We start from the raw sequence: 24,108 nt of genomic DNA on the forward strand, positions 1-24,108 counted from the left end.
TTAGGATTTACAATACATTTTGCAGGCGTAACGCCTCCCAGAAGTAACCGAGTTCTTCAAGTTTATCGCATATTAAATTAAGTGACTGTATATCAGGGATCGCCTGATTCTGATAATCCCTTACGAAAGCCATAATAGTTTCGATTTGTTCAGTCTTGAGGAAGTGTCTAAGCTCCTCGTAATCGTGGAAAAGAATATCCTGCCCCGACCAAGGGTGCTTTCTAAAGCTGTTACAACGAATGTCTGATACTTGAATTACACCAAGTCCATCCTGCGTTTCGAGAACTATTTGCTGTCTTCGTTCTGCTCTGAGCTGCTGAATGTATGTATATGCATTCTCAATGGGCCGAAGGTTAAGAAAAGACTGTGCTAATTCGGCTACTGCGGCTTTCTCGGCTTTCCAACTTTTATAGTCAAAATAAACGTTAGATATATCCTTGTCTTGTTCTAATAAATACTCTAAATAAGCGTCTTCACTCTGAAAATCGTTAAATAGCAAATCTTGACATCCAAGCAACTGAAGACAAAAGAAATCCTTGATATTTCTGGCCACCAACTGAATCGAAGTAGGGTTCATAGGTGCCACACGAATGATCCTACATTCATCCAGATTATTGAATCGTCCAAAGTCAGTCAGGAATGCATAATGAACTCCGTCAGCACCTGTATTTGCAAATTGAACAGCATCCACAGGAGTACAAAAATAACCATGTGTCCCTTCGTAATCTACTCCCAAAAAAAGTTCAGAAGGCGTTTCTAAATCACGAATTTTTGGAGAAATTTCTGTCTCCCACCGCATCACCTTACTTAGGAAATTGGATTCTATCATTACTACCTCCGCCTAGTTCAGCTTCATTAGATTAACGGCCTACACACATATTACCATATAATACCTAACAGTCTGGTAACCCTTTCAGGTTTCCTTTATACTTATTCTAAACTTGGATTTATTGAATTCGACTACTTCCAGACGCGCTATGGCCTTCCAATTAACAGCTTATCATGGGGGGAAGTACGAATTCTGTATCTATATCTTAGAACAGAACAATGAGACATGGGGGAAAGTATTGATGGAACTTATTCCGTATATCCTGATCATTCTGGTTGCCGTGATTGGCGGGGTCAGCACGCTCGTGATTGGCCATTCCAAGGCCAACAAGGTTAGCAACCCGGAATATGACAACCGGACAAAGGTTAATTGGTCGAAGCTATCCTGGATTTATATTACGGCTGCAGCAGTCATCTTTGCGGCGGCAGCGATCTACCTGTCTATTTATTTTGCATAAGTCGGACTTAGGGTTCGCAAGGCAGCAACCTCATCCCCGCCTAGTGCCTTTACTTTACTTACCAGATTCTTTTCCCGGACATATCGGTTAAGCACATAGACATCCTTACCACTGGTACTCACAAAGTCAAACCCTTTGCCTTCTTTATGCCATACAATAACAGGGGTATCCTTGTATATTACAGAAGTTGGGATGTCGAGCAGCATTTTTTGATCGGCTTGGTAAAGACCCACGCTGCTTCGAGTTGCATCCCCATATGCCAAAGCCAAATGGTTCCCCTTGGGATCCCATTGATACGATTGGACTGTGTCCACCTTTCCCCTGCCATTCCTGCTTAAATAAGCGTTAAGCGAGTAATGGTCCCCAGCCGCCATATTTACGATAACCAGTTGATGTCCTTCGGTATATTTAAGGTGCATAGCTAAATACTGGTGATCTGATGACAACGAGACTGAAGAGATTGAGATAGGCGCTTGTTCAAGATCGATGGGATAGGCGAGGTCCCCATTTGAGACCTTAATAGAACCTATCACCGAGGAAGCCCCGGTCTGATTTGGCTGAACCATCACGGCTGACAGTGACACGTTATCCTCCTGCCAGCTGATCTGATTGTGATCCTGAATCTGAACCTGACCAACCTCCCGTATATCGTAGATTCCCTTATTTGATTGGCTGTCCGCCTGACCAGCGTTCTTGTTCTCAGTGTGCTGTTCTTGAGCCGGAGTCCGCAGCCCGTCTGCTTCTGCTTCTGTAGGGTTGTCCACTGGGGTACATCCAATTACTACAGATATAGTCAAAATGATTACGGCTGATCTGAAGAAGAATCTTATCCCTCTCATCCACTGCTCCCTCCTCACCCCTGGGATCTAGATCTATTATGCATAGCATTTCCTTGCTAAGGTGATTAAAAACATCCTTTACACCCACAAACCTGAACATTTTAAATACATCTTATACTAAATTAATCATCGATTCGCTCAGCAACAAGAGGTGACCATTCCTTCAAGATCCGATCGACTTCAGATATATAGATTGGCTTGGCTATGAAATCTTGCATTCCGCTGGCCAGACAGCTTTCTTTGTCTTCATTCTTCGCAAAGGCCGTTACCGCCACGATAATGGGCTTTTGGACATGTTCCGGATGCTTGCGAATGGTGGAGGTCGCTTCTAGTCCATCCATAATCGGCATTTGCACATCCATGAAGACCAAGTCATAATCTCCCTGTGTAACTGCCTCTACTGCTTCTTTCCCATTAGACACAATATCCGCCTCGTATCCTCGCCTAGCCAGAATTGTATGAAGAAGCTTCTGATTCACCGGATGATCCTCTGCGATGAGTATACGAAGCGGGCCATACTCCGCAGTAACGGTGGACTGACCGGTTGTCTCCACAGCATCTACAACCTCAATCTCCTCCAGATCCACATTCTGCTCAGTAGGATTCCGATACTGGCTTGACAGAAGCGTGAACCTGAAAGTAGATCCCTGACCAGGTTCACTATCCACGCAAATTGCTCCTCCCATGAGCTCAACCAATTTTTTGCTGATGGCAAGTCCCAATCCTGTTCCTCCATATTTCCGGTTAATTGAAGGATGAAGCTGGGAGAATGACTGGAAGAGCTGACTCTGCAGATCCACAGGTATCCCTATCCCGGTATCTTGAATGATGAATTCAAGGACCAGCGATTCCGGCGAGCTGCTTAACTTTTTGGCGGAGACAGATAACTTAATCATCCCTTGATCTGTGAACTTCACTGCGTTGCTAACCAGATTGATCAGTACCTGGCGAAGCCGCACCTCATCCCCCATGATTGGGCTTGGAACGGAAGCATCAATATCATAGATGAGCTTGACCTGCTTCTCTTCAGCCCGGGGAGCGAACAGTTCGATCACGCTCTTCATCACCTGAATGGGGCAGATTGGGTCATGACTGAGTACCATTTTACCGGCCTCGATTTTGCTGAAGTCGAGAATTTCATTCAGAATATGCAGCAGTGAATTGCTGCTCTGTACAATAATATTTGTATATTCCTGCTGTTCCTCGTCCAATTCCGTAGTGGCAAGCAGCCCCGTCATTCCAATGATTCCATTCATCGGAGTCCGCAGCTCATGACTCATAATAGCAAGAAACTCCGATTTGGCGCGATCTGCCTGTTCAGCGGATTCCTTGGCCCGGATGATCTCCTTCTCATCGGTTACGTCGCGAAATACAATAACGGCACCTTTCCGCTCACCCTTATCGACCAGCGGGCTGATCCGGTACTCAACCAGAAAGCTCGTTCCGTCCTTCTTCCAGAAGACTTCTTCCTTGCTCTGGTACCAGCGGCCTTCTTTGACCGCTTTATAGATCGGAGTCTCTTCTGGGGTGTAGTAGGTTCCGTCTCCACGCATCTGCTGGATCCAGTCCAGCTGAAATTGTCCAATAATATCTTTGGAGTCCAGACCAAGCATCGCTGCTGCTGCCGGATTAATGAAGGTCGTCTTCCCCTCATTGTCTACTCCAAATATCCCCTCGGATACCGAATTGAGAATTAGAGTATATTCGCTGCTCAGCTTCTCTATCTGCTTAATATAATCATTACGATCTGTTATATCACTGGATATTCCGTACACTCCCACGATCTCATCATCGATAATAATCGGTATATTGGCTACCGAGATATCCACCAAATGACCTTGCTTATGAAGAATCGAGATTTCGTAATTCTGCGGGAATCCCTTGGCGGCCAGGTTGAAATGATGAAGCGTCTTCTGTACAAAAGCTTCTGGAACAAGTGGGCCAAAATATCGACCAATCAGCTCATCCAGTGTATAACCCGTAAGGAGCTCCAAATTCTCATTCGCTGTTAAATAATCTCCGTCCAGATTCATGGAATAGACTGCTGCGGGATTATATTCAAATAAGGACTTGTACCTGCTTTCACTCTCCTTCAGCAGCCGCTCGGACTGTTTGCGCGAAGAGATATCATTGGCGATTCCATATGCCCCCACAATTTGATGATTCACCACGATCGGAAGCAGAGTCAGGCTGATATCAATGAGCTGCTCTCCCTTAGAAAGTATTCGGGTCTCATAGGATTTCGTATTTCCGCGGAATACATTCTGGGTACTAAGCTTGATCTCTTCCTGGTCATTGACATCGAAGAAGGGCAGCAGGAAGTCTCCCATTACATCTTCACGGGCATATCCAATCAGCGTCTCCATACTGGTATTGATCGAGATTAACCTGCCTTCAAGATTAATCGCAAATATGCCCGCGGGGTTGTATTCAAATAGTGACTTATACCTGCTCTGACTCTCCTGCAGCCGCTGCTCAATTTGTCTGCGCTCTGTAATATCGCGGGAGACTGCGATGATCTCCTCAACCTGCCTAGCCCCATCATAGGCATAGATCGAAGAAGACTCAAACCATACGTAATCGCCATCCTTGCGTTTGAAACGGAATACTACTGTCTCAGAACCAAGACCAAGCTGATTCATCTCAAGGAAATATTTAACCGCATCCCGGTCTTCTTCGTGAATAAAGGATACCCCCGAAACACCAACCAGCTCGTGAGGTTCGTATCCAAGAATCGTACGACAGGCAGGAGACGCATAGAGAAATGTGGCTTCTTCATCGGCTGCATGTCTGGAGATAAAGTCTAGAGAGCTTTCCGTGATTAACCTAAAATCCCTTTCACTCTCTCTTAGCTTGTCAATCGTCTCCTTACGTTCTGTAATATCCTGAACAGTCCCAAGCATCTGGATCGCTTGCCCGCTAACCGGATCCACTTCCATTCTCCATCTTGAGAATAGTGTTCTGATGCTGCCGTCAGGTTTGATCACACGGTATTCCGCCTCCCCATCAATTCCTTTGGATATCGTGCTTTCATACAGCTCTCTGATCCTCTCCAGGTCCTCAGGGTGTATAATTTTTGCCATAGGCTTCATCGTATCAACGGGCTTCACACCATAACTAAAGATCCTTCTCATTTCCTCCGAAAAAGTGACCTTGTTGTTCGGTATATCCCAGTCGAAGGTTCCCATATTCGCTATACTTTGAGCTTCAGCCAGCATTTTCTCAAAGTTAACTCTTTCGGTAATATTACGGCCGATGGCCAGGACTTTCTCAATGTTGTTCGATTCATCTCTGACAATTTGGAATGAAGTTTCAATCCACAGGTAATGACCATCCTTGTGCCGGACACGTCTTCGGTACACATCGCTATCTGAGTATAGAGTATTGTCTCGCATCATTTTATCGGCATCTAAAGGGTGATAGAACATCGTGCGGTGGCGGCCAAGCATTTCACTTTGCGTATAGCCCAGCATGGTTACACAGGAAGGTGAGATATAAGTGATATATCCATCGGGTGTGCTCACTGAAATGAGGTCTGGAGTATTCCTTGTGATCAGTTTATACAGATCATTATTAATCTCAAGCTGACCTTCATCGAAAGGTTCAACTGGAATCTCTGTAAATTGTACAATCAAGCATTCCGAGCTGTCCGAGGAATCCTCCATAATTGGAGAAACATCCAGCTTAAGGGTCAATATCTCTCCCGATCTATGAATATAACGCCCAGTCAGAGTTACTTCTTCTTGATCCTTATGTGAGGCAAGCAGTTTCATCATCTGAGAGGAAAAGCTAGCATGAGTGTCTTCTGGATGAAGCAGATCCGCAGGCCCATAAGCAAGCATTTCCTCTTCCCTGTATCCGAACAACTTACATAAGGCAGGGTTCACCATCAGGAATCGGCTTCCATCTGGTGCCATTATGGCTATACCTATGGGTGAACGTGTATATAATCGCTTAAATATTGCCAGTTGGGTAGATGAGGATACCGTCACTACATAGGCCTCCCTTTACATAGATACGACTAATCTTAGTTGATAACTTAAGTATACGATATTTTCAAACGGAATACTTTATATACGTTATCAAGTATATATATCCTAAAAAGGGCCCCGATGAAGCATCGGGGTCCTTTTTTCCAACTTTATTTTTGGGACTTTATTGTGCAGATCGATTAGTCTTATGGAGTGGCTTGAACAGCTCAGCTAAAGGGGCAACCTTAGGCCTTGAACAAAACAAGTCCGAAACAAGCAGCATTAAGCAGAAATGTAATTACGCCTCCAAGAATAAGTCCCTGGGCAATTCCGACTCTCTTTTTGACTAAAGCAATGACCACGGCAGGAATCAAATAGATTAACTGAGCTATACCAATCGCGAAATAGGCGAAAGGAAAGACAACCAGAAGAAGATGCAGGAGGCCCAACAGCAATACGCCTTTCAGTACTTCTTTGCCATGCTGCTGCTTCTCGTAAAGGTCGTGGAGTTCATTACGGTTCGAGTTATTTTGGTCACCTGGCTGAACGGATTGCGGATCATACGAAGAATCTTCCGTTATTTTGTCCCGGTCGTCACTCATGCCTTGGCTCCTTCCAGCTCGGCCTTCAGCTCGTTCAATTTCTCTTCCAGGTCCCCCCGATAGAACATGTTATAGGTATCAAATGGAATAATTCGTCCATCGGGATGGACGATATGAACACAGGATTTCTTGACTGAACGGACATCGAAATGATATGGGTCCAGAAACTGCATAATAATTACCCGAAATACATTATCGTAATTGATCGTCTCAGGTACTTGCACCAAAGGAAGACAACACAGCAGGCTCTTTAATGAAAGTGCTGAGGATTCCGGCGAATGACTTGTGGAGAACAGTTCAAATATGCGGTTCTTGATACTCTCATCCTGTTCAAAAACAATCGTGTTACGTCCACCCTCGAGCAGAATCTCAGGGTCCATCATACGCGTTAGAGGAATAACCTGATCGTCCAGCTTGAGTGCATACCCCATTGCCAGGCAGTCAGGATGACATGGAACCGGAATCATATCCTCAGCCTGGAACAGATTGGACTGGTCAATGATCTGCTGCCGAACTTCGCTTAAGGTAAGCCGGTCCGTAGCAGGGTCGAACTCTTCTAACCGTCCCGCCGCTTGGATAGGCTGGAAGGTCACCCCTCTGACTGCTCGCTGCTTCAGTCCATACTGAATGATCTCACCAATTTCATGGTCGTTCAGACCCTTCTTTAATGTGACCACCAGGGTCGTAGAAATGTTGAACTCATTCAAGTGCTCAATCGCCTTACTCCGAATCTGTCTGAGGTCCGCCCCGCGCAGCTCCTGTAAAGTGGATTTCTCAAAGCTGTCGAATTGCAAATAGATTTCGAGTCCAGGCGTGAACTGAGCAAGCTCCTTCACAAATTCACGATCCTGGGCAATCCGGATTCCATTCGTGTTAATCATCAAATGCTGTATGGGCTTCGATTTAGCCAGCCTTAGAATATCAAAAAATTGAGGATGAATAGTAGGCTCTCCCCCACTGATCTGAACGATGTCAGGCTCGCCTTCATTGCGCACGACAGCATCCAGCATTCGCTCTACTTCTTCCAGCGAACGCCATAATTTCTTGTCCGGTGAAGAATCAGCATAGCAAATTGGACATTTCAGGTTGCACTGGTCAATGATCTCCACAATCGTCAGGCAGCTATGCTGTTCGTGATCTGGACAGAGACCACAGTCATAAGGACATCCATACTTGATCGGCGTGTTCCAGTGAAGCGGCATTTCCGAGGGCTTGATGAATTCACGGCATCGCTTATAATACTCCACATCGGTGGAGATGAGCACTTTCTCCCGTCCATGCTCGAAACAATATTTAGACAGGTACACGCAGTCATTCTCAATAATAACCTTGGCTTCTACTTTCTTCATACATTTGGAGCAGATACTATTTGTTAGTTCATAGAACAGATATGGTCTGTTTTTGGTAGTCATAAGGAATTCGGCTTCCCTTCTCTATATGTATTGGACTTTATTGCTTGCTCCTGTGGTTTTTGCGGCTTATAGACAAATATGAAGTACATCATGCCCAGCACACAGGCGACTTGAATATTGTTCATCCCCAAATAAAGATGCGGGGTTGGCTTGATGAAATCGACCCAAAATCTGAAGAATAGATATCCAAACATGGACCATTGATATATGGCCCCATCTGGAAGGGGCTGAGATCGCCGGTTTCTCACTTTTTTGATCAAAAATAAGAGGATGACGAATAGAGATAAGAAGCCGATTTCATACAGTTGTGTTGGATGTCTAGGTATACCGTCGCCATAATCAAAGCCGGTGATCCAATCGGTTGGAATTCCATGCGTATGGTCATCCAGCCCTGTCAAAAAGCATCCGATGCGTCCTATGGCAATTGCAATTAATAGAGGAAAGGCAAAGTCATCTCCGGTAGAACGGGTGATGCCTACCCACTTCTTGGCCAGCTCTACGCCGATCAGGCCACCCAGCAAGCCGCCGACAATGGTTTTGCCGCCGAGCAGCTCCTTCCCATGATCCCAGAATGATATTAGAATCGATGGATTCTCAAACCAGTACAGCAGCTTCGATCCCAGTGCTGCACCAACCGCGGCCCCTACAATGACCCAAAACATATTTTTGGATGGGATTTCTGTCTTACGGCGGGTCCATAAGTAGATTCGGAACCCTATAAAGTAAGCCAAAGATTCAAATAAAACATGCGGATGAATAACCAAACTGCCGATATGTATATAAACTGGAAAATGCACGTATTCCCTCTCCTACTCTGCTGTTCTACTCCTATGTTCATATTAAATGAATTAAATAAGTAAATTCCAATCACGAAGTTCCGCGAAGACTCTCCGCCATTGATTCATAGTCAGCATAGCAATCCCCGCCCTAGTGAACTGGGAACTGCTGGCTGCCTGCTGTGGCTGAACGGGCAAACACAGCCGCTTCCTGCTTGCCCAGCTTCTCCTGAAGTGCTTCAAACACAACCTTGTTATAAAGAAAAGTGTAATAGTTGTGCATCTTCTCGGGATCAGACCCATCATGGTACACGACATCGACCGGGATTCTCTCCCCAAAGTCCGTCTTGAAGCTGTCCACGCCCATATCCACCAGTTCACGCAGATATCCCGCATACCAGTCACAGGCTTCCGGATTCGTGAAGTCAACCAGCGCCATACCTGGCTGCCACAGATTCCACTGCCATACATCGCCATTAGGACGCTTTACGAGGTAACCCAGCTTCTTGCCTTCCTCGAACAAGCGCGAACGTTGTCCAATATATGGATTGATCCAGACGCAGATCTTAAGACCTTTGGCTTTCAGTCTAGTCAGCATCCCCTGCGGATCCGGGAATACTCGCTCATCCCATTTGAAATCCGACCAGTGAAATTCCTTCATCCAGAAACAGTCGAAATGGAATACATGCAAGGGGAGGTCACGCTCAGCCATACCGTCCACGAAGGAGTTCACGGTCTCTTCATCATAATTCGTGGTAAAAGAAGTTGACAGCCATAGACCAAAGGTCCATGCAGGCGGAAGCGCGGGCTTACCGGTTAGATTAGTATATTTATTCAGCACATCCTTAGGTGTCGGACCATCGATGACGAAGTATTCCATCGTCTGACCTGTAACACTGAACTGAACCTTTTTCACTTTCTCGGATGCGACTTCATAGGACACGAGTCCAGGATGGTTAACAAACACACCGTAGCCCTTATTCGTAATGTAGAATGGAATGTTCTTGTAAGCCTGCTCGGAGCTCGTTCCGCCGTCCTGATTCCAGATATCTACCATCTGTCCATTCTTTTGGAAGGCTGTGAAGCGCTCCCCAAGTCCGTATACCCATTCCCCGACACTAAGATCAAGCTCTTCCCGCATATAAGCATTCCCTTGTGTATCGGTAACGTGTGCTGAAGATTTGAATCGGCTGCCTGTAAGACGTTCTGTACCGCGGTAGAAGTCAAAGGACCACTGTCCTCCTTTGGCAATACGAACACTTATATCACCGCTCTGCATAATCAATTCCTGTTCATTCTCTGTAATCTTGACGTGATGGCCATTGTCCTTCTTGAGCTCGAAATTCGGGCCATGATCACGTTCACCGTCCCAGTGAATCAACTTAACTCCAATAACTCCAGGGGCTGGAGAGTGGAACTTCACTGTTAATAAAATGGTATTAATCATTCCTCCGCGATCGGCAATAGGTGTAGTCGAGACATAAGCGGTCACACCATGATCTGTAGTTTCATAGTCATGCATCTGAACTGCAGTGGAAAGCGAGAATCCTTCTTTAACTAACCAGTTACCGTCTGTAAACTTCATAATTCGTCACACTGCCTTTTCAATATATTTTTACAAATTTGAATGTAAGCGTTATACTCGCATTATACTGATACTAATTATTTAAAACTTACATTATTGAATGTATATATAGCATTATTTTGATGAGGTGATTTCATGGATTCTACCCTTAAGAACTCGCTTAAGGAAAGTCGTATCCACGGTGAGCATTTACAGCCCTTCGGGGCTTACTGGATGGATTTTGGACCTGGTGAACACGTACTGGATTGTCACTGGCATGATGAATCGGAGATTTTTATCGTGCTCGAAGGTGAGGTTCTATTTCAATTGGATGAAGAGCATTTTCCAGTCCGTGCAGGAGAAGCGGTGTTCATCGATGGAGGTGACATTCATGCAGGGCATGCAATGGGAACAGAAGGCTGCAGGTTTTTTGCGCTTGTCTTTGGGGCCCAGCTCCTGGCAAGCGCACAATATGACGCCATTCAGGACCAAACCATCCTTCCCTTTCAAGAGCGGAAAGCCACCTTTCCCCGCTTGATTCGGCCAAGCGGAACTGCGGAGATCAGCTTGTTAGCACATATTTCTGCGATTATGGAGGCCTGTCGATCAGAGGTTCCCGGCTACGAAGCCGCGGTCAAAGGCAGATTGCTGATGATGCTATACGAGCTTACAGCAAGCGGACTGGCATGCAATCGCAGCATGAACCCTACTGGAGGAGCGGCCAAAATTGAGCGGCTCAAAAAAGTGATTCTATATATTCAGCAGAATTATGACAGTACGATCAGACTGCACGAGCTGGCTGATTTGATCCCCATGAGCGAAGGGCAGTTCTGCCGCTTCTTCAAATCCATGACCGGACAGACTCCCATGGATTATGTGAACAGCTACCGGATTAGGCAGGCGGCAGAAATGCTTAGAGTGGAAGACCGTAAAATCTCTGATATTGCGCTCGAAGTGGGCTTTGATAACATTAGTTATTTCATCCGGGTATTCCGTAAAATGATGAAGTGCTCGCCGTCCGCCTTCCGCAAAGGATCTGTGGAGATCTAATCTTCAAAAGTTGCAACATTATCCATTGAAGGCTCGTCTAGAAGGCAACAGGAATATGACTCCAGAAGGAGAGATAATGATTATGATAAAAAAATACAGCATGCTGCTGCTCAGTACGGTGCTGTTACTAGGTGCAGCCCTTCCCGCAAGTGCACTTCAGGATACAACGCCTGACCTCACAGCTAACAAAATTAATGTTATACCCATTCCGGGAAGCAGTCTGGATCCTCAGCAAAAGCTGGATTACGCTTCAGGTGTGACCTCCATCGTGAAAGGATTTGACCTGAATCTGAACACTTACAGATTTGTCAAAATGCCTGTAGCCTCCGATTATTTCACCAACATTAGCAACTCGGCCTGGTACTCGGATGCTTTTGTCATTGCCCAGATTCGTGGTCTGGACATACCGAAGGATGTAGCCTCCGATACGATAATGACCCGGGAACAGTACGCTCACCTACTGTACCAAGCGATCCAGATCCAAGGGGATTTTCCGATTATCGCCCGCTATAACTTCATTACTGATGGAAGCAGCATCACACCAGACTATAACGGCAGCATTCAGAATCTCCTGAACATGGGGATTTCCCTTCTTGATACCAAGCTTAATTTCAGTCCAAAGTCGCCTATTACCCGCAGCGTTGCTGCAAGCTGGCTTAATGAAAGCGTGGAGGCGGTGAAGAATATGCATGCTAGGTTGGACGGTCGTCCGCTTCAGGGATATAGCCTGACTTCCAAGACTATTGATGACCAGATTACAGAGGTTCGAGTAAGCGCGCAGGCCCCCCATGCCGGTTATGGACTTCGAATCTCATCAATTCAGTACGATGAGACGAATCAAGTGGCCGTGATCTACACCGAGGTGGTTAAACCTAGACCTACCGGGATGTATGCCCAGGTTATTACAGAGGTTCATGACACTGCCTATATCCCTGCCGGATATAAGAGCAGATTAGCAGTAGATGAGCAAAGTACAGATACCGGGATATCTACCGAATCAGGTCCTGTCTCCCAATAATACTAGACATTAAGAAAGCGGCTTTCCCATAACTCTGGGAAAGCCGCTTCTTTATAACTATTGGAGATTAAATCTGCTTATCGAGATGGATCCTTTAAGGATCAAGTACACGCTATGGCTGCCCTTAATACCTTCAAGTGGAATCTCAAGGGTTGTCCAAGCCTGGCTGCCTCCCGTTAACGGCATATGGCAGTGTCCTGCCAGCTGTCCATCCTGCGCGTCAAGTCTGACTTCGATCTCGGCACCCGGGTCCTTACACGCTACTCTCGCTTTTAGAACTCCACTGTCCTGTTCACCAAGTTCCACATCCCAGAAAGCGATCCAGCCGGGCTCTGACCGGGTTCGAACACTGCTCCCACCTTCGATACATTCGTCCAGATATACCCCTTCGTAATCATCGTAATTCTCTGCCTTGACCGGGCTTACCAGAGATCTTGGCGGCACCGCCTCTCCCTGAACGGTGAGGACAGCAGAAGCCCTTATATCCTTTGACGAGCTTCCTGCCATAATTGTGTACGTACCTGGCTCCACCACATAACGTTCCCTGGTCACATCCCAATATGACAAGTCAACAGAAGATACCTTGAACGCAATAGTCTCGGTTCTTCCAGGATCTATAGACACACGCTTGAATCCGGTCAACGTCTTGAGGGGTCTGGGTACTCTTGACTGATCAGCACGAACATACAGCTGAACTACTTCCTCGCCCGTGAGACTTCCGTTATTTGCAACTGTGATACTTATCTTAAGTTCATCTTCCGCAGAGATAACCGGGCTGCTGAGATAGATCTCACTGTACTCAAAGTCCGTATAAGATAACCCATGCCCAAATGGATAAAGGATCTCACCTTCAAAATACTGGTAGGTCCGCTTTCCTTTGATAATGTCGTAATCCATAATATCTGGAAGCTGCTCCTGAGAGCGGTACCAGGTCATAGCCAGTCGTCCAGCCGGATTGTACTCCCCGAACAACACTTCAGCTACGGCTGACCCTAGCTCAGGACCCGCATGGGAAGTATAGATTATAGCCGGAACGTGTTCCTGCTCCCAATTCACGGCAAAAGGATAACTGCCCACCAGTACGACGATCGTATTTGGATTGGCTTCCATAACAGCCCGAATGAGCTGCTGCTGTGCAGGAGGCAGCGTAATGTCCATCCGGTCAATCGTTTCTTTCCCATTAATGAAAGGAATGTTCCCCGCGAAGACAATAGCTGTCTCAGAAGCCCGCGCAGCCTCCACAGCTTCAGCAATTCCATCCTTCACCACTTCAATGGAGAAACGGCCTTTGCCTTTGTCTTCATCGGTATGATCGTTCACACTAAGCTCGCTGTCTGTGCCAATCCCTAACGGAGTTCCCTGCCAGTTTTTTAGCCTGCTCGATCCATCCTCCTGAGCTTCAGTCTGGAAGACTTCCTTAACGAACCATCCGCGTGCTTCTTCAGCTGTTGCTGAAAGACTGCCATCCTCAGTCTCAGTCACAAATTTTCCACTTGTGTCTTCACGCAGGGTCTCACTGCCCCAGCCCCAATCCGTTAATCTAAAGATAGCGGCTTGCTCCGGATTCTGTTCTGCAGCGTTCAGCTTATGGCCCTGTTCCTGATTCCCAACCGCGACGTACTTACCTGCATCCAAAGAGCGAATCCGAATTCGGTCGCTTCCCTCACAATAACGGATCTTCTCCTCGCTTAATTTGGATACAATGCCCTCAAGCGGGGTGATTCGATATTTCGGTGTTCCGCTGTACCAATCAGTAAGGGCAACATTTGCCATTGGACCTATAACCGCTACACTGCCAATCCCCTTCTTGAGTGGCAGAATGCCCGTGTTCTTTAGCAGGACAACACCTTCAAGCGCCGCCTTCTTGGACAGCTTCGCGTGAGTCTCTGCACATAGCTTGGACTCGTCAACATGTGCATACGGATTGCGCTCTGCCGGATCGAACTCACCTAATCTGAACCGGACCCGGAACGTATTCTGGAGCGCGTGATCCAGATCAGCCTCTGTAAGCAAGCCCAGCTCAAGTGCATCTCGAAGTGCCCTGAACGAGATTTCCTGATCATCAGTTATACTGTCAATTCCGTTCTTCACAGACCTGGCTACGGCTTCAGCATAGGACTGAACATAATTATGATCGTTCACTGTCCCTAGTACATCGCCCGCATCACCAACGACAAAGCCCTTCATGCCCCATTCGCCTTTGACAATCTCGTTGACCTCCGGATTCACATTACATGGGACACCATTAATTCCATTGTAAGCTGTCATCATTGAAGCAGCGCCGCCTTCTCTAAAGGCCGGCTCGAACGCTTTCAGGTAGTACTCCCGCTTATTGCGGGGATCAATGCTGACTGAAGCGCTCCCGCGATCCACTTCATTATTGTTGGAATAGAAATGCTTCAGTGTCGCCACCGTTTTGTAATAAAAGGGATCTTCACCCTGCATCCCCTTAACCAGCTCGGTCGTTAGACGGCCTGTAAGATAAGGATCTTCACCATAGGCCTCCTCCGTACGTCCCCAGCGCGGATCGCGTTCCATATCCACTGTGGGCGCCCAGATGGTCAGCCCGTTAATCTTCGGGTCCTTTTGATAATAGACCCTGGCTTCATCCCCAATAACCGAGCCAATTTCACGCATCAGCTCCGGGTCCCATGTACACGCAAGCCCTGTATTTTGCGGAAAAACAGTTGCCTCACCAAGCCAAGCTACTCCATGTGCACCTTCAGTTCCGTGCTTGTATGCTTGTATGTTCAGCCGGGGAATCTCGGCTTGATATTGGCACATTTGCTCTATCTTCTCGTCAAGGGTCAGTCTGGATACCAGATCCGCTACTCGGTCTTCAAGCGGCAGATCCGGATTCTGGTAAGGGTAAGCGTTTGCAGAATTCATAGTTAGCTTTACCTTCTCTCTCTTTTTGATGCTATCATAACGTTCTGCTTCCCGGCTTAATACCCTTACAATTAGCACTGATTTCATATAGAAATTTGATGCTTCCTGGCTTCTTCCCCCTGTTTGCGGTATAGAGAAGGCGAAGTTCCTACATATCTCTTAAATTTGCTGTGAAAATAATCGGCATTCGTATACCCGACCTTTTCTGCCACCTGGTACACTTTCATGCCTTCCTGAAGCATCCGCTTGGCTTGTTCGATTCTCACCTTATCCAGATAAGTATTGAAGTACTCTCCTGTAGCATTCTTGAACAGCTTCCCGAGGTAAGCATTGTTATAGTTCAGAACACCAGCCAAAGTCTCCAGCTTCAGATTATCGCCGTAATTACGGTGAATCATATCCAGCATAATCTTCACATCCTGGTGCTGGCATCTATCAATATGACTCGTCACAGTCTGAAGGATCTCCGCTGCATGTCTGGTCAGATAATAGAGGCTGCGCTTCTGGTACAGGTGAGCAATTCTCTCCGTATAGAGCTTAGGGATCCCGTCCAAATCCGGATTTCGCATGGACAGCTTACTGATCAGACCCGTAATCAGCTCAGCGAAATACCGCTTGATTTCTTGTTCTGTTCTTCCCTCATCTGTCAGGTATTCCCCCGCATTCTTCACCAATTCCGGTATTGGATCCGGGTTCCCCAAATCCAGTGCGTAGTACATTTGATCTTCAATAGATGTAAGATCTATATCCTCAGTTCTACCTGGAGCTGTCTTCGAATTCATTTCCTTGTACATTACACCTTCTTCTGCCCAGAAAAATTCACAGTTAAGCAGCTCTCTTGCATCATTGTAAGAATGTGAGATCTCTGTCAGACTTCTAACGACCGGTCCCAAGGATGCCGTGAACTTCACATTCATTCCGCTCAATACCTTGTCCAGATCTCTGGTAAGCTGCTGACGCATTTGCAATCCGACAAACGGTTTGCTCAGAAGAATTCCCGTCTGCGAATATAGCTTGAAGGCCACCCCAAGATTCGCCTGTTCAAAATAAACCTGCAGCCGCTCAGCTGCCTCCCCAAGCACCGTGTGAGTTTCCCCATCAGTTACATAGAGATCCAGTAACAGGATCTGGTACTCCTTCGAGCCGAGACCCAGCGATACGGCAGTTGACTGGATCTCAGCAGCCTCCTCACTGGTTCCGGTTAGCAAGGATTTTATGATACGTTCGCGGTTCAAGTTCAGCGCCGAGTCGGCCCATTTCTGCTGTTCATTCTCTTCCAGCCACTTCTGTCTGATTCGTTCAAGATAGCTGATTAATTCTTCCTCATCAACCGGTTTGAGCAGGTAGCCATCCGCTCTGCTCGCGATCGCCTTCTTGGCGTAATCGAAATCCGCATAGCCACTAAGAATAAGAATGTGCAGCTTATCGTCTTGTTCCCTTAATTTCTCTATGAGTTGAATTCCATCCATACCCGGCATGCGGATATCGGCCACGACCAGGTTCGGCTGAAGCTCGTTAAATTTATCCAAAGCTTCAAATCCATTAGCTGCTGTACCCACAACAGTATAATCGTAAGAATCCCATGGGATTAACTTAGTAAGACCTTCTCTGACCTTCGGTTCATCGTCTACAATCATTACTTTAATCATAGTACAACTCCTCTTGCTAAATGGATTGAACTAAAGACTACTTGATCGATTTCCTAAGGACAACAAGCGGTTGCCAGAATCCTAACGTTCACATTTTTAGTTCATTCCATATAGATTGGTCGGTTCTAAACTGCCCTAATATTGTTAAGCGCTTTCAAACTTTGTGAATAAGACAACCGTCAGCAAACTACACTTTCTAATAATTATAAATTTCCCGGACACAAAACTCTAACATTATTCAAAGCGCATGTTGCACAATCCTATCTTTTTTGAGAATTCAGGCTGACGGGTATACTACAATTAACGATATGCTAATACCTGCCTTCGGCTGTATGCTTACTCTTGCTGTCAACTTAACGAATCTTTTTGAAAGGAGGCATATCTATGAAACAAAGTCTGCTGTCTAAAAGTCTGGGCTATCAACCTGGACAGCACGATTGGAGAAGAGAACTTACCTCTGGCTTGATTTCTTACTTTGCGGTCGTATATATCGTCATGGTGAATGCTGCCATCCTAAGTGATGCGGGGATGCCGCTCCAGGCTGCAATGGTCGGGACTCTACTCACCTCGATCTCCGGCTGCCTGCTCATGGCTTTCCTTGGCAAATCTCCAATTATCGTTGTCCCCGGCATGGGGATCAATGCTTTCTTCACCTACACCCTGGTACATTCCATGAAGCTCACCTGGCAGGAAGCTCTTGCGGTAGTCGCCGTAGCTGGACTGTTATTTGCGATTGTTGCCTTTACCTCACTGTACAAAAGGATAAGCGAAGCCATCCCGCACAATCTTCAGCATGGAATTAGTGTAGGAATTGGATTATTCCTAACCTTTATCGGCCTGCAAAAGAGCGGTATCGTGATCGCCCATCAGACAACTTTTGTCGCAATCGGTCATTTCAATGATCCAAATGTAATTACCGCCTGCGTCACCCTGCTGCTGGCTCTGGTTCTCTTTGTCCGCAAGGTTAAGGGAGATCTTCTGATCAGTATTCTTGTGGGAACTGCTCTAGCCTACCTTCTTGGCGCAGTACATCCGGACGTGAACAAGCAAGGCAGCAGCCAGCCCATGGAGCAGTATGGGGAGATCTTCGGCAAGCTTTCTTTGTTTTCAGGAATAACGACCATCGCCTTTTGGATTGCCGTCTTCCTCCTGCTCCTGATCATTGTGTTCGAGAATATCGGCCTAATTGGAGCACAGACCCGTATGATTGAACGACCAGAGACCTTCAAGGGAAGTCTTCAAGCACTATCGTTATCCAACATTGCGGCCGGCATCCTCGGCAGCAGCCCGACTGTGGCAGCAGCTGAGTCAACCGCCGGAATCGCGGCCGGAGGACGAACAGGCTTAACACCATTGGTCACCGCTGTATTGTTCGGCGCAACCTTCTTCTTCATTCCGCTGCTGACCTATATTCCAGACAGCGCAATTGCTCCGATCCTGATCATTATCGGAAGCCTGATGGTTCAGAACATCAAGGACATGAATTTCAGCGATTTCACCGAGGCTTTCCCAGCATTCCTTGTAATGGTCATGATCCCGTTCACCTATAGTATTGTAGACGGCATGGCATTTGGCTTCATCGCCTATCCTATTGCCAAGCTCGCTGCCGGCCGTGGCCGGGAAGTTAAGGCCGTTATGTACGTCATTACGGTACTATTCCTTGCCAATTTCATTCTGCACGCTCTAATGTAGAGTCTCACCTGAAGTGGGGGCCGTCTTTTGAGACGGCTCCTGATTTTGTTTAGGAGTTCGGTTTATGTTCGAAAGGCATAGGGAACGAACGTTGCTCCCATCGCTGATGGTTTTGGATGTCTTGAATTATATTTAATGGATGAAATCCAAAGCCAAAGCCGTAAGTTTACTTGATATTGGGACGCCTACCTAATTGCTTAATTTCTAAATTTCTTCTCAAAGAAAGCACTTAAATCCCGGCGTAGATCCTCATTCTGTAAGTAGTACACGTTACGGATAGAATTAGGGATTATATCCAGCTTGAGTTCACCTTTCTCATACAGCATCATCCGGTACATAAATCCTGTGCGCTGCTCCTGATTAGGATCAGGCTGCAGAACATCATCCTTAATGCTATTCAGAAAGCTGCGGATCTCATCCTGACGATCCACGATGACCTTAGCTCCTGTAGAACCATCCTGAAGCGTAATTTGATCCACTTTGAGAATATCCCCCGGGTATTCTTTGGCCAATGTGGTAGGGACCAAAGCTTTCTGCTCTTCCTTATTGGAGCAAGCTGCACCAGCCAGGAGACAACATACAGCTATGATCACAAGAATAACCCTCTTCTTCATCTGTCCTCTCCCCATTTCGATTCAAATTCAATGTCTTCCAGAGATGTTACTCTTGACTGCTTGTCCAATATGAGGTTCGCTTGCGGCAGCAAAATCAAAAAGATCGCCCTCCCTAGCTTCCAATATTTGCATGGACTCAGTATCGAAGACGATCAATTTGTATTATAAGTTGCGTCTCAATACAATTGTTAAGAATAGCGTATGACTCTTACTTTGGTCTTCTTCGTTGCCTTCGGATCTACTACTACAATATGACTGCGATCATAAGAATGATTGGGACTGGACAAATATGATCTAATGAGCCGCTTTCTCTTCGTCAACCTGCCAATCTCGCTTCTTAATTTACGAATTCGGTATTTTTTATTCATGAGTTCACCACCTTTATGACTGCACTAAATCTGTTCAGGCCAAGGATGGGTTGATTACCCGTCCTTATTGAACAGTCTATGCGACGCGGCGTTATTGATCACGGCGAACACCCAGGAAGAGTATGTAGAGGTTTGCAAAATCAGGTTTCGGGTAATTATAAGTAAAGGTTGTGCAAGATTGATGACAAGCTACTTCAAGGAGGAATTACAAATGAATCAGAAATCTGAAGACCAACTTCGAAATGACCAGGATAAGAACAGGGATTCCCTTGCGGAGCAGAAGAAAATGGAGAACGGCGTAGATATTGAACCGCAAGCAGATGAATGGGTTGCCAAGCCGGTTCCTTTCACAGATGAAGATCTGAAATAAACGACTAAAACTATATACGACGCAGTTAAGATGTTTGCATTTTTGGGTACGGTCGTAACTACGGGGAATGCTTGGACTTTCGGTCGCTGCCCGCCTCCAGATTTCTTGATTTACACCACATTATGTGGTAGAAATCCGGAGACAAAGCATATGCTTCCGATGTAGCTTTCTTTCAGAAAGCCAAAGCATATGCTTCCGATGTAGCTTTCTTTCAGAAAGCTTAAGCAAATGCTTTCGATGTAGCTTTCTTTCAGAAAGCTTAAGCAAATGCTTTCGATGTAGCTTTCTTTCAGAAAGCTTGTAGCGATTCGCTTTCGCTCCTACAGTTCCAAGCTTCCCTTCCCTTACGCCTCCTCTGCATGTTATTTTTCTAACTGCATCTTATATAGACAATGGAACAACTTAAAGAACACCGCTGAAGTCATAGGACAAGGCGGTGTTCTTTATAATGATTAATTTTGATTCCTGGTTACTTGGCTGCATTCTTCGACCAGCTGATGGACAAGTCCATTCCTTCTGCATCGCCAGAGGGACTGCCAGAGATCGCGATCGTGTTCCCATCCAGCTCTCCTGAGAAGAGTAGAACATCCGATTGTACCATTTGCATAGAATTGCTAACGTTATTGTCTTTGAAATATTGTTTGTACATGGTCTCAAGTTCGCTAAGTTCTTTATTCGTATGGATGGTAACAATAATTGACTCCTTGCCATCAGCGTTTGTTTCAATTGAACCGGTGGTCTTGGCATCATCCGGGAGCGGGATGTCTTTAGGAAAACTAGCTGGGATTTCCGTGCTGCTCTTTACAGTGGTTTTCCCTCCTGATCCATCGTTTTTATTGCTTTCAATCTGAAACGTATTGTCATCCTGACTTTTAAACGTTGTCGTCTCCCCTTCGTTGGTGTTCACCGTGAACCCACTTCCGTCCTTCTTTACCTCAGCCGTTCCATTCTCTGTCTTAATCGTTGTGGTGCTCCCGCAAGCGGTCATGGCCATAGTAAGTATTAGTCCCGGCAGCCACATTAACATCCTTTGTTTAGCAATCATCCCTACGTCTCCCTTTCCTAATAACGGAATTCAATCCATAAGTTAACTTATACAATCAATCCCGATTATGCCATAAGGACAATGCCGAGTAAAACCTTTTTTTATGATGAATTTGAAAATAGTTATTTTTTACAGTCTCATGACTCCCTCATTTAAACTTTTCCATTAGCCTGTTCTGCCAAGATGAACCCTGCGGCCTTGGTTAGAAGAGCAGCCGCCTCTTGCCTAAGCATAGGACTACGTGAGTGATAATTGACCAATCCGTCTTGGTTTGGCTTTACTTCCGGACCATAAAGACCGGAACCTAACACAAACTCGACTGCCGGCTGCGCCCATGAATCAGTAATCCCGCTAAGCTTTGCTGATACTTCAGTATTTACGAATTGCTGGCTAATCCTCCACAACAGAACAGCAGCCTCTTCTCTGGTAATCGGCCTGTCGGGTTCAAACTTGTCCTTCGCATAACCGGTAACGGCTCCGTATTCAACTAAAGTCTGGATTTGGGCAGCATATCGGTGGCCAGTTGTATCCTTGAATTGGACCGGTGATTGAGTTGGTTGTATTCCTACTAGACCGAGAAGCTCCGCACTAAATTCACCCCGGGTCATCGTCTTCTCGGGTGCAAATTCTGAGCTCGTATTTACAGGAAACGCGTTTAATTTGCGCAAGTCGTTAATAAATCCCGCATAGGGATGATTCACAGGAACATCTGAGTAAGGCGGCTGATCTTGTACTCGCTCACTCCATGCATCCGGTATCATATAATAAAGATGGCTGATGACCCCCTTCTCATCCGCTTTGAATGCAGCCATTCTCCCATCTTCATCCTCGAATAAAAGATCCCCAACTGGTTTTAGCTTTTTCACTCCAACCGGAGTACTAATGCTTAGGTGTTCGTCTTCCAGCTTAATATCGAAGACCTGCATGGGAATTCGTAAATAGCGGTATGATCCTTCAAATTTGGCTAGATCTTTAGCTGAAACTGGAAACGCTGGATGGGATTTTTGATCGGCAGGGTAATAATGATCCATAAATTCCTTGAATAACTCTGTACGTACATCGATTGAATCACTGTTGGTTACAATGAAACCGCCCACCTTCCGATCAGGCAGCAGCCACATATAACTATGATATCCCCTCTCATCCCCACTTTTCTCGACCACATTCTGACCGTTGTATAGAGAGTGGTAGAACATCTCAAATCCGTAGCCCATGTTCGGCTGCTCAGGATGAATTCCTACTTGGACCTTTTGCATTTCTGAGACTGTCTCAGGCTTAAGAATCGCCGCTTCACCGAGCTTTCCCTTATTCAGCTGAGCAAGCATAAATTTGGAGATATCCGTACTTGTCGAGATCATTCCACCTGACGGAGAGATGGTAGGAGTATCCAAATAAGGCTTAACAGGCTGGTTCTTACTGTTATATCCGGTAGCCAGACGCTGTGCCAGTTGACTAGTGAGACCCAAGTAACTGTTATTCATATGGAGTGGCTGAAAGATACGCTCACGAACCACTTGCTCAAAAGGCTGTCCGGTCACACTCTGTACGAGGTATCCCTGCAAGTCAGAAGCATAATTGTCATAGCGGTAGGCCTGTCCAGGCTTACGCACGATAGTTGGTAATCTTTCTTGTATAAATGACCCCAAAGACGTTGTGTTGTCCAGATCGGTACTGTTTGGTTTTAAATTATCTGTGAAATCAAAACCGGTGGTATGGGTGAGCAAATGCTTTACCTTTAGCGGGCTATCCGTATTGTTGGGAATTTTCAAACCGCCTAAATACTTGTCCACATTCCCTTCAAGGTCAATTCGCCCCTGTTCGGCCAGCTGCATAACTGTGGTTGCTGTAAATACCTTTGTGACAGACGCAACTCGAAATAGTGTCTTATCCGGGTCAATCGGTTGTTTGCTCTCCAGATTAGCGTAACCGTAACCTTTGTTCAGCAGGACTTTATTGTCGCTAACAACCACAAACGCCGCACCTGCGAGTTTGGATCGAATCTCAGCACGGTTGAAGAATGCATCCGCAAATGCTTTTACTTCATCGGCTGAAGAAGGGCCCTTTGCTGCTGCCGCTTCTGCATTGGCCTGTGTCGATGGACCGACATAAGCAACACTTCCCAATACACATAGAACTAACAAAGCTTTACAAATTCTTCGATTCAGCACCTTTCTCCGGTACATCTTTTCACTCCTTACCTAGTGTATATATTATTTATATTTCCTGATAATTATCATATCTGGTCCCTCCTTCCATCACCTCATTCCCCCGACTGAAATTCCTCTGGCGCCTAAGATGTAAACTAGCTAAATCCGTAGTCGGGTTACGAACCACGACTTAGGTCTGAACAAGTACAAAAAAAGAACAGTATGCCCGAGATCTTACTCCTCGCATACTGCTCTGGTGATGTGATTATTCCTTGATTAACGATTCCCGAACGGTCTTCCAGCGGTGACGATACTTCTCAAGATTAGGATGCACATGCTGGGGCTCACTTTGAAGCAGGAGTCTCAGCCTCACAATCCACTCTTCAAATGAAGAGTAGGCTGCAATCTGATTGGCCGTCTCTGGTGACACATACAGGAAAAAGGGCGACGCATATTTGTCAGTCAGGTGCCTAAGCGCGGCTTCAAGCGGCGTGTATTTTTTACGCTTCCCTTCAAAACCTTCCACAACTACACCTGAGTGAGAAGAGTTATTCTTCCAGTCGTAGAGCTGCTGCTCACGCTTGTGATAGGCTCTGACGGGTTCCTTGGACATTCTTCGCACAGTCTCCTCATGCAGGGGATAGAGGACTAGCTTCTTGAAATCGAGCTTCTGAACGAGATCAGCCGCCGCTTCCAATTCCTCATCAGTGATATGCTCGAATGTATCGTAGAAGATTAACGTACCTTTTCTTGTCTCTTCGGGCGGTTCATACCCATAGGGCACAGAAATGCTGCTGCGTCTCAAGTCAACCCCAG

The 24,108-nt window shown here is 46.2% G+C and carries 18 protein-coding genes and 1 pseudogene; 5 read left to right on the plus strand and 14 right to left on the minus strand.

What is annotated here, in order from left to right; translation table 11 throughout:
• Positions 1–7: 7 nt before the first annotated feature.
• Positions 8–829, minus strand: coding sequence for a hypothetical protein (locus ACRRNK_RS12370; RefSeq protein WP_433943056.1), 822 nt, complete (start codon positions 827–829; stop codon positions 8–10).
• A gap of 112 nt (positions 830–941) precedes the next feature.
• Between ACRRNK_RS12370 and ACRRNK_RS12375 the strand changes: the two genes are divergently transcribed.
• Positions 942–1,286 carry a hypothetical protein gene (locus tag ACRRNK_RS12375; RefSeq protein WP_433943057.1) on the plus strand — a complete coding sequence of 115 codons (345 nt, stop codon included), beginning with the start codon at positions 942–944 and terminating at the stop codon, positions 1,284–1,286.
• Here the strand turns inward: ACRRNK_RS12375 and ACRRNK_RS12380 are convergent.
• The 6 genes and pseudogenes from ACRRNK_RS12380 to yicI all read right to left on the minus strand — a co-directional run.
• Positions 1,274–2,125: a hypothetical protein gene (locus ACRRNK_RS12380; RefSeq protein ID WP_433943058.1), complete on the minus strand. Its 852-nt coding sequence runs from the start codon at positions 2,123–2,125 to the stop codon at positions 1,274–1,276. The genes ACRRNK_RS12375 and ACRRNK_RS12380 overlap by 13 nt on opposite strands.
• A gap of 122 nt (positions 2,126–2,247) precedes the next feature.
• Positions 2,248–6,117: a PAS domain S-box protein gene (locus ACRRNK_RS12385; protein WP_433943059.1), complete on the minus strand. Its 3,870-nt coding sequence runs from the start codon at positions 6,115–6,117 to the stop codon at positions 2,248–2,250.
• A 224-nt stretch (positions 6,118–6,341) separates the two neighbouring features.
• Positions 6,342–6,698, minus strand: a complete 357-nt coding sequence (locus tag ACRRNK_RS12390) for a hypothetical protein (protein ID WP_433943060.1) — start codon at positions 6,696–6,698, stop codon at positions 6,342–6,344.
• Complete coding sequence (locus tag ACRRNK_RS12395; RefSeq protein WP_433943061.1) at positions 6,695–8,110, minus strand: radical SAM protein; 1,416 nt, start codon at positions 8,108–8,110, stop codon at positions 6,695–6,697. The genes ACRRNK_RS12390 and ACRRNK_RS12395 overlap by 4 nt, the downstream gene beginning before the upstream one ends.
• Entirely contained in the window at positions 8,107–8,907 is an 801-nt protein-coding gene (locus ACRRNK_RS12400; RefSeq protein WP_433943062.1) for a prolipoprotein diacylglyceryl transferase, read from the minus strand. The genes ACRRNK_RS12395 and ACRRNK_RS12400 overlap by 4 nt, the downstream gene beginning before the upstream one ends.
• 133 nt (positions 8,908–9,040) lie before the next feature.
• Positions 9,041–10,471 (minus strand): annotated as a pseudogene (yicI, locus tag ACRRNK_RS12405) (alpha-xylosidase); the annotation flags it as partial.
• A 135-nt stretch (positions 10,472–10,606) separates the two neighbouring features.
• On the opposite strand from yicI, the gene ACRRNK_RS12410 reads away from it, so the two are divergent.
• On the plus strand, positions 10,607–11,500 hold the full coding sequence (locus tag ACRRNK_RS12410; RefSeq protein ID WP_433943063.1) for an AraC family transcriptional regulator: 894 nt from the start codon (positions 10,607–10,609) through the stop codon (positions 11,498–11,500).
• 82 nt (positions 11,501–11,582) lie between these two features.
• A complete protein-coding gene (locus ACRRNK_RS12415; protein ID WP_433943064.1) occupies positions 11,583–12,518 on the plus strand; it encodes an S-layer homology domain-containing protein in 936 nt (311 codons plus the stop codon).
• A gap of 57 nt (positions 12,519–12,575) precedes the next feature.
• Here the strand turns inward: ACRRNK_RS12415 and ACRRNK_RS12420 are convergent, their stop codons facing one another.
• Both ACRRNK_RS12420 and ACRRNK_RS12425 read right to left on the minus strand, forming a co-directional pair.
• Positions 12,576–15,407 (minus strand): glycoside hydrolase family 3 C-terminal domain-containing protein, encoded by a 2,832-nt coding sequence (locus tag ACRRNK_RS12420; RefSeq protein ID WP_433946881.1) that lies wholly within the window; start codon positions 15,405–15,407, stop codon positions 12,576–12,578.
• A gap of 83 nt (positions 15,408–15,490) precedes the next feature.
• Positions 15,491–17,056: a response regulator gene (locus tag ACRRNK_RS12425; protein WP_433943065.1), complete on the minus strand. Its 1,566-nt coding sequence runs from the start codon at positions 17,054–17,056 to the stop codon at positions 15,491–15,493.
• A gap of 384 nt (positions 17,057–17,440) precedes the next feature.
• Between ACRRNK_RS12425 and ACRRNK_RS12430 the strand changes: the two genes are divergently transcribed.
• Complete coding sequence (locus ACRRNK_RS12430) at positions 17,441–18,748, plus strand: NCS2 family permease (RefSeq protein WP_433943066.1); 1,308 nt, start codon at positions 17,441–17,443, stop codon at positions 18,746–18,748.
• Between the two features lie 197 nt (positions 18,749–18,945).
• Here the strand turns inward: ACRRNK_RS12430 and ACRRNK_RS12435 are convergent, their stop codons facing one another.
• Both ACRRNK_RS12435 and ACRRNK_RS12440 read right to left on the minus strand, forming a co-directional pair.
• Complete coding sequence (locus tag ACRRNK_RS12435; RefSeq protein WP_433943067.1) at positions 18,946–19,362, minus strand: hypothetical protein; 417 nt, start codon at positions 19,360–19,362, stop codon at positions 18,946–18,948.
• A 188-nt stretch (positions 19,363–19,550) separates the two neighbouring features.
• Entirely contained in the window at positions 19,551–19,730 is a 180-nt protein-coding gene (locus tag ACRRNK_RS12440) for a hypothetical protein (protein WP_433943068.1), read from the minus strand.
• A gap of 211 nt (positions 19,731–19,941) precedes the next feature.
• Here ACRRNK_RS12440 and ACRRNK_RS12445 point away from each other — a divergent pair, with 211 nt between their 5' ends.
• A complete protein-coding gene (locus tag ACRRNK_RS12445; RefSeq protein WP_433943069.1) occupies positions 19,942–20,100 on the plus strand; it encodes a hypothetical protein in 159 nt (52 codons plus the stop codon).
• A gap of 469 nt (positions 20,101–20,569) precedes the next feature.
• Here ACRRNK_RS12445 and ACRRNK_RS12450 read toward each other — a convergent pair whose 3' ends face one another.
• From ACRRNK_RS12450 to ACRRNK_RS12460, 3 genes are all read right to left on the minus strand, one after another.
• On the minus strand, positions 20,570–21,145 hold the full coding sequence (locus tag ACRRNK_RS12450; protein ID WP_433943070.1) for a hypothetical protein: 576 nt from the start codon (positions 21,143–21,145) through the stop codon (positions 20,570–20,572).
• 152 nt (positions 21,146–21,297) lie between these two features.
• Positions 21,298–23,328, minus strand: coding sequence for a serine hydrolase (locus tag ACRRNK_RS12455; protein WP_433943071.1), 2,031 nt, complete (start codon positions 23,326–23,328; stop codon positions 21,298–21,300).
• 229 nt (positions 23,329–23,557) lie between these two features.
• Complete coding sequence (locus tag ACRRNK_RS12460; RefSeq protein WP_433943072.1) at positions 23,558–24,097, minus strand: hypothetical protein; 540 nt, start codon at positions 24,095–24,097, stop codon at positions 23,558–23,560.
• Positions 24,098–24,108 lie beyond the last annotated feature (11 nt).

Origin of the sequence: Paenibacillus sp. SN-8-1, from assembly GCF_050995535.1 — a bacterium.
Taxonomy (GTDB): Bacteria; Bacillota; Bacilli; order Paenibacillales; family Paenibacillaceae; genus Fontibacillus.

What these genes read in the sequence shown, in the direction of transcription:
- ACRRNK_RS12370 (WP_433943056.1), bottom strand. Translation starts at nt 829, where the DNA reads ATGATAGAATCCAATTTCCTAAGTAAGGTGATGCGGTGGGAGACAGAA.
- ACRRNK_RS12380 (WP_433943058.1), bottom strand. Translation starts at nt 2,125, where the DNA reads ATGAGAGGGATAAGATTCTTCTTCAGATCAGCCGTAATCATTTTGACT.
- ACRRNK_RS12390 (WP_433943060.1), bottom strand. Translation starts at nt 6,698, where the DNA reads ATGAGTGACGACCGGGACAAAATAACGGAAGATTCTTCGTATGATCCG.
- ACRRNK_RS12395 (WP_433943061.1), bottom strand. Translation starts at nt 8,110, where the DNA reads ATGACTACCAAAAACAGACCATATCTGTTCTATGAACTAACAAATAGT.
- ACRRNK_RS12410 (WP_433943063.1), top strand. Translation starts at nt 10,607, where the DNA reads ATGGATTCTACCCTTAAGAACTCGCTTAAGGAAAGTCGTATCCACGGT.
- ACRRNK_RS12415 (WP_433943064.1), top strand. Translation starts at nt 11,583, where the DNA reads ATGATAAAAAAATACAGCATGCTGCTGCTCAGTACGGTGCTGTTACTA.
- ACRRNK_RS12420 (WP_433946881.1), bottom strand. Translation starts at nt 15,407, where the DNA reads ATGAATTCTGCAAACGCTTACCCTTACCAGAATCCGGATCTGCCGCTT.
- ACRRNK_RS12425 (WP_433943065.1), bottom strand. Translation starts at nt 17,056, where the DNA reads ATGATTAAAGTAATGATTGTAGACGATGAACCGAAGGTCAGAGAAGGT.
- ACRRNK_RS12430 (WP_433943066.1), top strand. Translation starts at nt 17,441, where the DNA reads ATGAAACAAAGTCTGCTGTCTAAAAGTCTGGGCTATCAACCTGGACAG.
- ACRRNK_RS12435 (WP_433943067.1), bottom strand. Translation starts at nt 19,362, where the DNA reads ATGAAGAAGAGGGTTATTCTTGTGATCATAGCTGTATGTTGTCTCCTG.
- ACRRNK_RS12440 (WP_433943068.1), bottom strand. Translation starts at nt 19,730, where the DNA reads ATGAATAAAAAATACCGAATTCGTAAATTAAGAAGCGAGATTGGCAGG.
- ACRRNK_RS12445 (WP_433943069.1), top strand. Translation starts at nt 19,942, where the DNA reads ATGAATCAGAAATCTGAAGACCAACTTCGAAATGACCAGGATAAGAAC.
- ACRRNK_RS12450 (WP_433943070.1), bottom strand. Translation starts at nt 21,145, where the DNA reads ATGATTGCTAAACAAAGGATGTTAATGTGGCTGCCGGGACTAATACTT.
- ACRRNK_RS12455 (WP_433943071.1), bottom strand. Translation starts at nt 23,328, where the DNA reads ATGTACCGGAGAAAGGTGCTGAATCGAAGAATTTGTAAAGCTTTGTTA.